This window comes from Allorhizobium ampelinum S4 (assembly GCF_000016285.1).
In the GTDB taxonomy this organism is placed as follows: Bacteria; Pseudomonadota; Alphaproteobacteria; order Rhizobiales; family Rhizobiaceae; genus Allorhizobium; species Allorhizobium ampelinum.
Window position 1 is genome coordinate 1,972,741 of sequence record NC_011989.1, and the last position, 13,357, is coordinate 1,986,097.

The following is a 13,357-nucleotide window of genomic DNA, read 5'->3' on the forward strand; positions in this document are numbered from 1 at the left end:
ACCCTTGGTATGACACCCCTATCCAGAGGAGCGGTATCATCCGCTCCGCAGTTATCGAGGTGACCATGACCGATATCCACGACCTTGCCGGCCCCTGGCAGCTTTCCACCGTAAACGGTGAACACGCCTGCACCATCACCTTGCCCGGCGACGTGCATAGCGCGCTTCATGCGGCAGGCATGATTGCCGATCCTTATTTCGCCAGGAATGAGGAACAGGTGCAATGGGTGGCCGAAAGCGATTGGGTGCTGGTGCGCAGCTTCCATCTCGATGTGGCCGATGCGGACTGGTATCTGGACATCGACAATCTCGACACCGTCGCCATGGTGTTCATCAATGACATCCCGGTACTGTCTGCCGACAATTGCTTCCGGCGCTACCGCCCGGATGTCAGCGCCGCCTTGCAGCCGGGCGAAAATACCATTCGCATTGTCATCCATTCCAGCATCAAGGCAGGGGCTGAGCGGCAGGCGCGCCAGCCCTTTTACGTGCCTTACCATCCCGGCAATTCGCCGATTCCGCACGGTAACATGCTGCGCAAGCCGCAATGCCATTTCGGCTGGGACTGGAATATCGCCATCGCGCCGCTTGGCGTCTATGGCACCATTGCCATCCGCAAACTGGACCCGGCGCGAATCGAGCATGTCGAAACCAGCCAGCTGCACCATGCCGATGGCCGGGTGGAGCTGACGGTCAAGGCAACGATCTTTGCCAAGACCCCATCGGTGGTGCCGGTGCATTTCCAGCTGGAGGACGAGCGGCTGCGGCTGGACTGCGGCGTCAATGCCGGGGAAACGGTCATTACCCATGTGTTCGAGATTGAAAATCCTCGGCTATGGTGGCCAGCGGGCAGCGGCGAGCAGGCGCTTTATGCCCTTAGCCTAGACGTGCCGGGCTATACAGTCGAAAAGCTGATCGGCCTGCGGGTCATCGAACTGCTGACCGATGCGGATGAGGCGGGCAGCCGGTTTGCGTTCAAGGTCAATGGTCGGGAGATCTTCTGCCGGGGCGCCAACTGGATTCCCGCCGATGCGCTGTTTTCGCGTTCGTCGCTTGAAAAAACCAAGGGCTTGCTGGACTCGGCGGTCGCGGCCCATATGAACATGATCCGTGTCTGGGGTGGCGGTTTTTACGAGGCCGACTGGTTCTATGATCTGTGTGACCGCTTGGGCCTGCTGGTCTGGCAGGACTTCATGTTTGCCTGCAATCTCTATCCCTGTACCGATGATTTCCTCGATAATGTCGCAGCTGAAGTCGATTATCAGGTCCGTCGCCTGCAATCGCATCCGTCCATTGCGCTCTGGTGCGGCGACAATGAATTGATGGGGGCGCTGACCTGGTTTGACGAAAGCCGTGATAATCGTGACCGCTATCTGGTTGCCTATGACCGGCTGAACCGGGTGATCGAGCAGGGGGTCAAAAAGACCTTTCCGCAAGCCATCTGGTGGCCCTCCAGCCCCGCCTCCGGCTATCTCGACTATGGCGATGCCTGGCACGCCGATGGCTCCGGCGATATGCATTACTGGTCGGTCTGGCACGAGAACAAGAGCTTCGACAATTACCGAAGCGTCAAGCCGCGCTTCTGCTCGGAATTCGGTTTCCAGTCCTATACGTCATTGCCTGTCATCGAGAGCTTTGCCGAGGCAAAGGACATGAATATCGCCTCGCCGGTCATCGAGCTACACCAGAAGAATGCAGGTGGTAATGAGCGGATTGCAGGGACCATATTCCGCTATTTCCGCTTCCCGAAAGATTTCGCCAATTTCGTCTATCTCAGCCAGATCCAGCAGGGCCTGGCAATCAAGACGGCGGTGGACTATTGGCGCTCGCTGAAGCCGCATTGCATGGGTACGCTGTATTGGCAGCTCAACGATACCTGGCCTGTCGCCTCCTGGGCGAGCCTGGATTATGGCGGGCGGTGGAAGGCCATGCATTATATGGTCAAGCGCTTCTTCCAGCCGGTGGCCATTGCCGCCATCCCGGATGAAACGGGCAAGCGACTGCAGTTCTCCATGGTCAATGACACGGCTGACAGTGTCGATATCGATTTGACCGTGTTTGCGCTGACATTGTCTGGTGAGCGCCGGACACTGATGACGGCAAGCGGATCATGTTCACCTGACCGGGCAGAGATTTTGAGTTCCATTGAACTATCAGATGTCCCAGGTAATGGACTGATAATATGGGATTTCAAGGCATCCAATGGCATGAAAGGCGAGGGCCATTTTGTGTCAGGCGGCGCTTACAAAAGCCTGGAACTGGAACCATCGGGTCTTGAGCTAAAGGCCATGCCACAGGCCGATGGTTCTTTCGAATTGACGGTCACGGCCTCCGGTCTTGCGCTGTTCGTGATGATCGAAAGCCGCCTCGACGGGAGCTACAGCGACAACGCCTTCGACCTGACCGCCGGTGAAAGCCGCCGTGTGACCTTCACCCCAGCCACTCCGCTGCCGCCGGGCGAAGTGCCTGATTTCACTCTTTACGATCTCTATTCCTGCCAAACCGCCGACTAATCCGACACAAACCGACAACCCGCGTCATGGGAGGCGCGGCCAATTTTTCAGGAGGAAATGACCATGACCGATCTCGGTTTTCAGCTTTACAGCGCCCGCAATTTCCAACCGTTTTCCGCTATCCTTCCGAAGTTGAAGGCGGCAGGCTATACCCATGTCGAGGGCTATGGCGCGATGTATGCCAGCGCCGATGATGCGGCACTGAAAGCGTTGCGCGACGATCTCGACGCCAATGACCTGACCATGCCAACCGGCCATTTCGGCCTGGACCTGTTGGAAAGCGATCCGGCCAAGGCTCTCTCTATTGCCAGGACCTTGGGCGTCAAGGCGGTCTATTGCCCTCATCTCGTTGCGGACCTGCGTCCAACGGATGCAGCGGGCTGGTTTGCTTTTGGTCAAAGGCTGGAAAAGGCAGGCAAGCCTTTCGTCGATGCCGGGCTGCTGTTCGGCTGGCACAATCATGATTTCGAATTTGCGGTACTTCCCGACGGTTCAACACCGCAGGAGCAGATTTTCGCCGGTGGCCCGAGCCTGACCTGGGAAGCAGATCTGGCCTGGGTGGTGCGTGGCCATGCCGATCCCTTTAGCTGGATCGAGAGCTATGGCAAGCGGATCACCGCCGTGCATGTCAAGGATATCGCGCCCGCAGGTGAAAACAAGGATGAAGACGGCTGGGCCGATGTTGGCCACGGCACGGTCGATTGGAAGGGTCTGGTGGCCGCTCTGGAGCGCTATAACGTCCAATATTACGTGGTAGAGCATGACAATCCGAACGATATCGACAGATTGATCACTCGGTCTATTGCGTCCTTCAATTCATTTTAAATCAGTTACTTGTCAGGATAATCTCAGATGACACGTGAACTTAATGTCGGCATTATCGGATGCGGCAATATTTCCTCGGCCTATTTCACTCTTGCACCACTGTTCAAGGGCATCACGGTGGTGGCCTGCGCCGATATCAACATGAATGCAGCGGAGCTGCGCGCCGAGGAATTCGGCGTCAAGGCCCAGACGGTGGACGAGCTGCTGGCCAATCCGGATGTGGATGTGGTGGTCAACCTCACCATTCCGGCGGTGCATTATGCCGTTTCCAAACAGATCCTCGAAGCGGGCAAGCATGTCTATTCGGAAAAGCCGCTGGTGCTCAGCCTGGAAGAAGGTGAGAGCCTGCGGCGGATCGCCAAAGACAAGGGTCTCTCAGTCGGCTGCGCCCCTGACACCTTCCTGGGTGGTGCGCATCAGCTGGCGCGCAAGCATATCGATGAAGGTGGCATTGGCCGCGTCACATCAGGCACCTGCCATGTGATGAGCCCCGGCATGGAAATGTGGCACCCGAACCCGGATTTCTTCTTCCTGCCGGGCGGCGGGCCGATCCTCGATCTCGGGCCTTACTACATTGCCAACCTGATCAACCTGATCGGCCCGGTCAAACGGGTCGGGGCGCTGACCTCGATGGCCAGTGAGACCCGCACCATTACCAGCGAGCCGCGCAATGGCGAGGTGATCCCGGTCAAGACACCAACCAACATTCACGCCCTGTTGGAATTCGCCAATGGCGCGACCATTACGCTATCGGCCAGTTGGGATGTCTGGTGTCATCGCCATGCCAATATGGAGCTATACGGTACGGAAGGCTCGTTGTTCGTCACTGATCCGAATTTCTTCGGTGGCGTCGTGGAAGCCACGGGCCGCAACAAGGAGGTCAAGCCGCTGGAGGAATGGGACCATCCGTTCGGCATCAACAACCAGGAAAGCGCCCAAGGGCCGCGCGCCAATTATCGCACGGCAGGGCTTGCCGACATGGCCCTGGCGATCATTGAGGGACGCGATGCGCGTTGCTCGCTGGACCGGGTTTTGCATGGGGTGGATGTGATGACGGCCATTCTGAAATCCGGAGAGACAGGCGAATTTGTCTCGCTCTCCACCACCTGTACCCAACCGGCGGCTCTTGGCGTAGAAGAGGCAAGGGCCTTGCTTCGGTAAGGCGCACGAGAGCATTTCCAGCCAAAGTGTATCGCGGTTTGGCGTTCGGAAATGCGTAAAAACAAAGAGCTAGAGCATCTCCGCGATTCAACGAAACGCGGAAATGCTTTAGTGGAATGAATTTGACATTTGATACCCCCTTTGCGGCACCCTCGAGGATCAAATGTCAAATTCTTAAATTCCACTAGAAACAGAGACTTGCTAGTGGTCCTGAAGATTCCGACATTTGCTCTCGAGGGTGCTGCAAACGGAGGCAAATGTCGGAATCGGACCACTAGACAAAGGCGGCGGCGTAATGCCGTCGCCCATTTCAAGGAGCATATCATGACCTGGCAACCGGCTGAAAACCGCTATGAGCGGATGACCTATAATCGTTGCGGCAAGAGCGGGCTGAAATTGCCAGCGATCTCGCTTGGTCTCTGGCATAATTTTGGCGATGACACGCCGCATCAGTTGAAGCGGGACATGTGCCGCCGCGCCTTTGATCTCGGCATTACCCATTTTGACCTTGCCAACAATTATGGCCCTCTGCCGGGTGCCGCGGAACTGGCCTTCGACGAAATCCTCAAAACGGATTTTCATGGACTGCGTGACGAGCTGATCGTCTCGTCAAAGGCCGGATACAATATGTGGCCCGGTCCTTACGGCGAATGGGGCAGCCGCAAATATCTCATCTCATCCTGCGACCAGAGCCTGAAGCGCATGGGTCTGGACTATGTGGATATTTTCTATTCCCACCGTTTCGACCCTGACACACCGCTGGAGGAAACCTGCGGCGCGCTCGATCATATCGTCCGTTCGGGCCGGGCGCTCTATGTCGGGATTTCCTCCTATAATTCGCAGCGAACCCGCGAAGCGGTCGAGATCATGAAGGGCCTCGGCACGCCGCTGCTGATCCATCAGCCGAGCTATTCGATGCTCAATCGCTGGGTGGAGGATGACAAGCTGCTCGATACGCTTGAGGATGTCGGCATGGGCTCCATCGTGTTTTCGCCATTGGCGCAGGGCATGCTGACCACCAAATATCTCCAGGGCATTCCCGAGGACAGCCGTGCTGCCCAGAACCACTTCCTGAAGCGCGAGTTCATTCGTCCTGAGATCATCGAAAACATCCGCAAGCTGAACGCGATTGCCGAAAAGCGCGGCCAAACGCTGGCGCAGATGGCGATTTCCTGGGTGCTGCGCGGTGGTCGCGTCACGTCTGCCCTGATCGGCGCCAGCCGCGTGTCGCAGATCGAGGATTGCGTCAAGGCGCTGGACACGCCGGACTTTACCGAGGCGGAACTGGCCGAGATCAACGTCTATGCCAAGGAAGCCGATATCAATCTCTGGGCGAAATCCGCCGAGCGTGATTGAGTACGCCTTTTCGGCAAGTTTCCTCGCCTTTTAAGGCGAAGATACGGTTTATAAGCAAACATCGATCTCGGCATTTCGTCATCCTCGGGCCTGTCCCGAGGATCTACCACCGACTCCACGTCATTGACGTGAATTGATACATTCAACGGTGGCAGATGCTCGGCACAAGGCCGAGCATGACGTCGAGATTGGAGCGCTTTGTCAGCAGTCAGTCTCTTCGCCTTTCAAGGCGAAGAGTTTTCTCGTGGAGGAGGAAGCATGATCATCAACCCAATCCTGCCGGGCTTCAACCCGGACCCGTCCATCTGCCGGGTGGGGGAGGATTATTATATCGCCACCTCAACCTTCGAATGGTATCCGGGCGTCCAGATCCACCATTCCCGTGATCTGGTGAACTGGACGTTGATCCGCCGCCCGCTGGAGCGCCAAAGCCAGCTGGACATGCGCGGCAATCCCGATAGCTGCGGCATCTGGGCACCGTGTCTGTCCTATGCCGATGGGCTGTTCTGGCTGGTCTATACCGACGTGAAGCGCCTTGACGGCAGCTTCAAGGATGCCCCCAATTATATCGTGACCTCGCCAAGCATTGAGGGCGAATGGTCCGATCCGTTCTATGTCAATGCTTCCGGCTTTGACCCCTCGCTGTTTCACGATGACGATGGCCGCAAATGGTTCGTCAACATGCAATGGAACCATCGAGCTGAGGCTTTCAATACCATTGGCCCGCATCCAGCTTTTGACGGCATCCTGTTGCAGGAGTGGGACCCGGTGACGAAAGCCCTGACGGGACCGGTACGCAATATCTATCCCGGAACCGAGCTTGGACTGGTCGAAGGACCGCATCTGTTCAAGCGTAATGGCTGGTACTATCTGACGGTTGCTGAAGGTGGCACAGGCTACGACCATGCGGTCACCATGGCGCGGTCGCGCCATATCGAAGGCCCCTATGAGACCCATCCTGACCGGCATCTGATCACGTCTAAGGACAATCCCAAGGCAGAGCTGCAAAAGGCCGGCCATGGCCAATATGTGGAAACGTCTGACGGGCAGGCCTATCACACCCATTTATGCGGTCGCCCGCTGGCGCCTTATCGCCGTTGCACGCTGGGGCGTGAGACATCCTTGCAGAAATGCGTCTGGAAGGACGATTGGCTCTATCTGGAGCAGGGCGATCAGGTGCCTGCGGTCTACGTGAAGCCGCCTTTACCGGCAGAGCGTTTGGAAAAGCCTGCAATCACCGAATACCGTTTCGATCCGTCCGGCCTGCCGATGGATTTTCAATGGTTGCGGACGCCAGAGCCGGAGCGGATTTTCAACCTCTTGGCAAGACCCGGATTTCTGCGACTCTATGGACGTCAAAGCATTGGCAGTTGGTTCGAGCAAGCGCTTGTCGCCCGTCGCCAGCAGCATCACTCCTTCCGGGCGCAAACCCGGATCACTTTTGCGCCGCAGACCTATCAGCAGGCGGCGGGCCTGACCCATTATTATAACCGCTACAAGTTTTACGCCCTGACTGTGACCTGGCACGAGACGCTGGGCCGGGCTCTGACCATCCTGTCCTGCCCCGGTGACTATCCGGGCGGCAAGCTGGTCTTTCCCATCGATGCCGGATTGGCTCTGCCGGATGGCGACATCGATCTGGCGATGGAGGTCATGGATAACGATCTGCAATTCCTCTGGCGTCCAGCGGGCGCAAGCCTGGATGGTTCCGGTGAGGCATGGCAGACGGTTGGCCCGATCCTCGACGCGGGCGTCATTTCTGATGAGGGCGGACGCGGCTTTGACGCATCCTTCACGGGTGCCTTTACCGGCCTGTTCGCCTTCGATCTGACGGGGCAGGCGAGACCTGCCGATTTCGACGGCTTCATCTACGAGGCGCGTTGAAAACTGGCGCCATCACGGGGCAGGGCTACGACATCGAAATGATCCGGTGTAAGGCCCGCCTTGGCGCAGTCTGCCATGGTGTCATAAGCCGCCTCCAGATGGTGGCAAAACCGCGTCGCATCAAACAAAGGCGCTATAAACCGTTGTTCGGCGATATGCGCCTTCAATCGGGCAATCCTGGCGGGATCATTGATCATTACCGTGGCAAGCTCGACGAAATTGTCTTCGTCTCGCGCCACCAGCTCATCGAGACCGATGGCTTTCAACAGGCTTTCCGAGACGCGAGACGCGAAATTCGTACCCCGCTTCGTTATAACAGGCAGGCCCGCCCACAGCATATCCGAGGTGGTCGTGTGGCCGTTATAGGGAAAACTATCGATGGCAAAATCGGCAGCCTGGGCGCGGGCGATATGGTTTTCATACAGCATTTTCGGGGCAAACAGCAGTTGCGATTGCTTCACACCAAGCGATTTGAAGAAGGCGGCGGTGGATTGGCGAGCGCTATGGCCATCGACCATCATCCAGAGCAGAGCCGTTGGATTGGCCTTGAGGATGCGCGCCCAAAGCCGCAAGGTTTCCGGCGTGTTTTTCGACTGGCTATTGAAGGCACCGATCACCACTCTGTCCGCAGGCAGGCCAAGCGCCATGCGGGACGAAGCGGACGGCAAGGGACGATGAAACGGATCGTTCGGCTGGTAGCTTTCCGGCAGTCGGCAGAATTTCTCGTGATAGTGAGGCTTAGCGCTATCCGGCAGCACTATACGGTCGCCAATGACGTAATCGCAATCGACATCGCAACAACTGCCGGGAAAGCCCAGCCACGCGACATGAACCGGTGCAAGAGGGCGGTTCATCAGCCCGGAGCGGCTGTCGCGTGTGTGGCCTTTCAGATCGACCATGATGTCGATCTTCATGGCCCGGATCGTCGCTTCTGCCTCATCGTCAGTCTGGTCGGCAATCGAGGTGATCGCCCCCCATTGCTGACGACCGCCCTTATCGATATCGACGAGGTGGCGAGGCGTGTGGCAAAACAGAAAGATCTCGAAACGGCTGGTGTCATGGCTGGTCAATACGCTGCGCAGCAAACGCATCGTGGCGTGATTGTCCCAGAAATCGCCGGAAAGATAGCCAATTCTCAGCTTTTCGCCCCAGACATGCGGCAGACTGCGCCGTGTTGTCTGTGAGGCCGCCGTCATCGCCTGTGTCATCGTATAGTAACGGGCAAGCCTGTTCAGGCGTTCATCCGCCAGCCACATCAGATTGGCATGGGGCGATTCCATGGCGAGAAAATCCACCTTGCCAGCCGCGATATCCCGGTGCAGCAGTGCCTCCTCGGCTGTCAGGATGTCGTAATTGCATTGCATCCGGGCAATCTGCACCAGCGCCATGCGCACTTTCGGCAGGTCCGGGCGCAACTGCCGCAGGCTTGTATAAATCGGCAGGCAGAGTGGATGGTGGATGTCATTGCCGATCGACAGGGCGGCAAGCACCAGATCATCGATATCATTGCTTGTCCCCAGCGTGGCGATCAGGGCGTCTTTTGCCGCGCTGGACAGAGGAACAGTTCCAGATTTCAGCACCACATAGGCAGCGTCCAAGGTCGCGGGGCCAATTGCGAGGCTGTTCAAGGCAAGAGCAACGGCCTTTTCCTGCTGCATGGCCGCTAGATAGAGACGCGCCGCATGGCCGAGAAACCCCGCCTGGGCGGAGGGATCAAACGATGCGACACTCTCTGCGAGATCAACGAAGGCTTGTGCGGCATCAATGATTTTGCCTGCCGATTCCAGAGTTTTGGCCGCAAGAATCCTCAGGTCGAGATCCGAGGCTTGCGAACCCATCTCATCCACCAGAACCGTCATGGCATGTGGCTTTCTTTTGTATGGGGAACATCGAAATGGTCTGGTGACAATCCCGCTTTGGCACGCTCCGCCATCATTTCATAGGCGGTTTCAAGGTGGCGGCAAAAGCGCTTTGCATCAAACAACGGCGTCTTGAAGCGTTGATCGACCAAATGTTGTTTCAGGGCGCGCAGCTTTTCCGGGTCGTTGATGAGTGCTGTTGCCAGCGCCACGAAATCCTGTTCGTTGCTTGCCACCAGTTGCGGCAGGCCGATAGCGTTCAGCAGGCTTTCCGACACGCGGGACGCAAAATTACGGCCTTGCATGGTCATCACTGGCAACCCGGCCCAAAGCATATCAGATGTCGTCGTGTGACCATTGCAGGGGAACGTATCGATGGCGAAATCAGCCGCCTGCGCCCGGGCCAGATGCGCCGCATAGGCCATTTTCGGCGCAAACAGCAATTGCGATTGCTTGACGCCCAGCGTCTTGAAATGGGCAGCGGTTGCCTGACGCGCGCCATGGCCGTCGATCATCAGCCAGAGCAGCGCCTTGGGATTGGCCTTGAGCACCTCGGCCCAAAGCCGCATGGTGAGCAGCGAGTTCTTGCGCTGGCTGTTGAACGCGCCAATCACCACGCGGTCAGCCGGCAGGCCAAGCGCCATGCGACTGGCGGCATCGGCCAGCGGACGATAGATGGGGTCGTTCGGCTGGTAGCATTCCGGCAGACGGCAGAATTTCTCATGGTAATGGGGCTTTGAACTGTCGGGCAGCACAAACCGGTCGCCAATCGCATAATCGCAATCGATCTCGATACAGGTGCCGGGAAAGCCCAGCCATTGGACATGCACCGGCGCCAGCGGCCTGTTCATCAGGGCAGAGCGACTGCCGCGCGTATGGCCCTTTAGATCGACAAGAATATCGATATTATGCGCCCGAATCCTGGCCGCCGCCTGATCATCGCTCATATCGGTGATCGAAACGATCCTGCCCCATTGCTGGCGTCCGCCATTGTCATAGGCCAGAAACTGGTCGGACGTGTAGCAAAACAGCGTGACATCGAAGCGCGAGGCATCATGGGCCGTCATCACCGAGCGCAGCAGCCGCATGGTGGCGTGATCGTCCCAATAATCGCAGCTCAGATAGCCAATACGGATCTTTTCGCCCCAGCTATGTGGCTGGCTATGCCGCAAGGCCTGCATGGCCGGAGTGACGGGCGGGAAGCCGTTGATCATCGAGGCCAGACGGTTCAGCCGCTCATCGTCTTCCCACATCAGGCTGGCATGTGGCGGCTCCTGGGTAAGGCACGCAATTTCGCCGCGTGCCAATTTTTCCCGCAGCAGCGGCTCTTCTTCCAACAGAACCGGATAATGGCATTGTTCACGCGCCACCCGCAGCAACAGCATCAGCACGTTATCGTCTTGCGGTCTCAGGCGACGCAGTTTCTGCAACACGGTTAGCGTCAGCGGATTGCGGCTGTCTGCCGAAAGGATTTCACCGGCCTTTTGCCAATGCTCCGGCCTCTCGCTAGCGACCAAGGTGGAGAGCAACGCATTCATGCGCTCCGGCGGGTAGGTCGCCTCTGTATCCAGCGCCAGAAATGCGGCATGAGCGCGCAACCGCGATCCCTCCGGCTCCGGCATCCGGCTTGCCGCAAATTCAAAGGCTTCGACCGCACCCTCGACAGAACCCAGTTTCAGCAGGATTTCCCCAAGCAGGCCAGGCGCATCTGGACCGGGAAGGCTGGCAACCAGGCCGGAGACCACCTCCAATGCCGCCTGATACTGGCCACTGTCATAAAGGCGTTTCGCCTCCTGGAGGGGGGCGGCAACATTCAACACGGTTTCTGGTCTCCCTGCATGGCCGAAAACCGATTCGAGAGTCCGTCAGGTTCAGAGTAAACCCGCCAGGCTCCAGACACGCACGTTTCCGTTTATCTTCCTGGGAAAACACTAGGAAGTCTGGCTTGTCTGAGCCTAAACCTTAAGCGGTTCGCGTTGCCGCCTTGGCCAGCGCCGCCTTTTTGCGCTTCGCCGCCATCAGCCTTGGACGTACCAGCCGGTAACCAAGCAACAGGATAACGATGCCGGTATAGATCGCTGGCTCCAGCGTGAAGGACTTACGCGACAGGACGAAATGCAAAAGCCCTGCGGCCAGAATGATATAGCTCGCCTTATGCAGCGTGTTCCAGCGGCTGCCAAGCTTGCGGATCGACCAGCGATTGGAGGTCAGCGCCAGCGGAATAAGCAGGATGAGACCCAACATGCCAAGCATGATATAGGGCCGTTTCAGGATGTCCCCGAGAATGGACGAGAGAATCAGGCCTCTGTCCAGCGTCAGATAGACGGCAAAATGGGCCAGAACATAGTAGAACACCAGAAGTCCCAGCGCCCGGCGATAGGCGATGAAATTGTATTTTGCCAGATCGCGCAGCGGCGTTATCGCCAGCCCCAGACAGAGGAACCGCAAGGCCCAGAGCCCGAGACGATGCTCGAATTCACGCACCGGATCGGCGCCGAGATCGCCGAAAACGCCAAGATAGAAAGCGTAGAGGCCAGGCATGAGGCCAAAGGCATAAAGCGCCCAGATGGAGAGCGATTTTTGCCGTGCGGAGAGACTGAAAGAGGCCATGATCAGAAATTCTTGGTCAGGTCCATGCCAGCGTAAAGGCTGGCGACCTGTTCCCCATAACCGTTGAAGGGCAGGGTATCCTTGCGTGAGCCGCCGAACAGGCCACCACCTTCACCTATGCGCCGCTCGGTCGCCTGGCTCCAGCGGGGGTGATCGACCTTGGGGTTCACATTGGCATAGAAGCCATATTCATTGGCGGCCAGAATGTTCCAGGTGCAGGGAGGCTGCTTTTCTGTGAGGGTAATCTTGACGATGGATTTAATGCCCTTGAAGCCGTATTTCCATGGCACGACAAGCCGCAAAGGCGCGCCATTCTGGTTTGGCAGCGTTTCGCCGTAAAGTCCGGTGGCAAGGATGGTCAGCGGATGACGCGCTTCATCCAGCCTGAGGCCATCGACATAGGGCCAGTTGATCGACTGGAAGAAACCGCTCTGGCCCGGCATTTCTTCCGGGCGCACCACGGTTTCAAACGCGACATATTTGGCGCTGGCCAGCGGCTCGACACGGTCGAGAAGCGCCGACAGCGGAAAACCATCCCAGGGAATGACCATGGACCAGGCCTCAACGCAGCGCATGCGGTAGATCCGCTCTTCCATGGTGAAGGACTTCATGATGTCCTCGATGGCGATCTTCTGCGGCTTGGAAACCAGGCCGCCAACCTCCACGGTCCAGGGGGTCGGCTTGAATTTGCCGGAATTGGCGGCGGGATCGGACTTGTCCGTGCCAAATTCATAGAAATTATTATAGGTGGTGACGTCTTTTTTCGGCGTCAGCTTGTCATCCACCTTATAATCCGACGGCTTGGCGGTAAGGGGCGCGGCCAGCACGTCACCAGCCGCCGCCAGCGCCAAGGTTCCCGCTGCACCGCCGATCAGGCTGCGGCGTGACAGGTAGATGCTCTGCGGTGTAATCTCGGACGCTGGAATATGCGGTGGTCGAAACGCGGCCATGTTCATCGTGCTCCCTGTCGATTATCATCAGTCTACGATTGAATACGGCAAATAGATCGAAAAAGTTACAAGGACAGATCGATTTGATGATGAGTTAACTTCACAATCTTGTGCGCCGCTGCCATCTCGCTCATTCAGCTTTCCGGGAGCGTACCGTTTTCGACCATGCTGATAGTGACACAAAGGCCCGACTGCCGTA

General features: G+C 57.6%; 9 protein-coding genes. 5 read left to right on the plus strand and 4 right to left on the minus strand.

The window, feature by feature from the left end; translation table 11 throughout:
* The first annotated feature begins 65 nt into the window (after positions 1-65).
* The 5 genes from AVI_RS09415 to AVI_RS09435 all read left to right on the plus strand — a co-directional run bounded on the left by AVI_RS09415 (position 66) and on the right by AVI_RS09435 (position 7,739).
* The gene (locus AVI_RS09415; protein ID WP_015916133.1) at positions 66-2,513 is read left to right on the plus strand and encodes a beta-mannosidase; all 2,448 of its coding nucleotides are present in this window, start codon (positions 66-68) and stop codon (positions 2,511-2,513) included.
* A 63-nt stretch (positions 2,514-2,576) separates the two neighbouring features.
* Positions 2,577-3,338, plus strand: coding sequence for a sugar phosphate isomerase/epimerase family protein (locus AVI_RS09420; RefSeq protein WP_015916134.1), 762 nt, complete (start codon positions 2,577-2,579; stop codon positions 3,336-3,338).
* Between the two features lie 27 nt (positions 3,339-3,365).
* Positions 3,366-4,499, plus strand: a complete 1,134-nt coding sequence (locus AVI_RS09425; protein WP_015916135.1) for a Gfo/Idh/MocA family protein — start codon at positions 3,366-3,368, stop codon at positions 4,497-4,499.
* 324 nt (positions 4,500-4,823) lie between these two features.
* Positions 4,824-5,855 (plus strand): L-glyceraldehyde 3-phosphate reductase, encoded by a 1,032-nt coding sequence (gene mgrA / locus AVI_RS09430; protein WP_015916136.1) that lies wholly within the window; start codon positions 4,824-4,826, stop codon positions 5,853-5,855.
* Between the two features lie 258 nt (positions 5,856-6,113).
* Positions 6,114-7,739 carry a glycoside hydrolase family 43 protein gene (locus AVI_RS09435; RefSeq protein WP_015916137.1) on the plus strand — a complete coding sequence of 542 codons (1,626 nt, stop codon included), beginning with the start codon at positions 6,114-6,116 and terminating at the stop codon, positions 7,737-7,739.
* On the opposite strand, the gene AVI_RS09440 is transcribed toward AVI_RS09435, so the two are convergent.
* The 4 genes from AVI_RS09440 to msrP all read right to left on the minus strand — a co-directional run bounded on the left by AVI_RS09440 (position 7,724) and on the right by msrP (position 13,158).
* Positions 7,724-9,598, minus strand: coding sequence for an O-linked N-acetylglucosamine transferase, SPINDLY family protein (locus AVI_RS09440; RefSeq protein ID WP_015916138.1), 1,875 nt, complete (start codon positions 9,596-9,598; stop codon positions 7,724-7,726). The two genes, AVI_RS09435 and AVI_RS09440, sit on opposite strands and share 16 nt — an antisense overlap.
* A complete protein-coding gene (locus AVI_RS09445) occupies positions 9,595-11,418 on the minus strand; it encodes an O-linked N-acetylglucosamine transferase, SPINDLY family protein (RefSeq protein ID WP_049777175.1) in 1,824 nt (607 codons plus the stop codon). Before AVI_RS09445 ends, AVI_RS09440 begins: the two co-directional genes overlap by 4 nt.
* Before the next feature lie 142 nt (positions 11,419-11,560).
* Positions 11,561-12,208 (minus strand): protein-methionine-sulfoxide reductase heme-binding subunit MsrQ, encoded by a 648-nt coding sequence (gene msrQ / locus AVI_RS09450; RefSeq protein ID WP_041696647.1) that lies wholly within the window; start codon positions 12,206-12,208, stop codon positions 11,561-11,563.
* A gap of 2 nt (positions 12,209-12,210) precedes the next feature.
* Positions 12,211-13,158, minus strand: a complete 948-nt coding sequence (msrP, locus tag AVI_RS09455; protein ID WP_015916141.1) for a protein-methionine-sulfoxide reductase catalytic subunit MsrP — start codon at positions 13,156-13,158, stop codon at positions 12,211-12,213.
* Positions 13,159-13,357 lie beyond the last annotated feature (199 nt).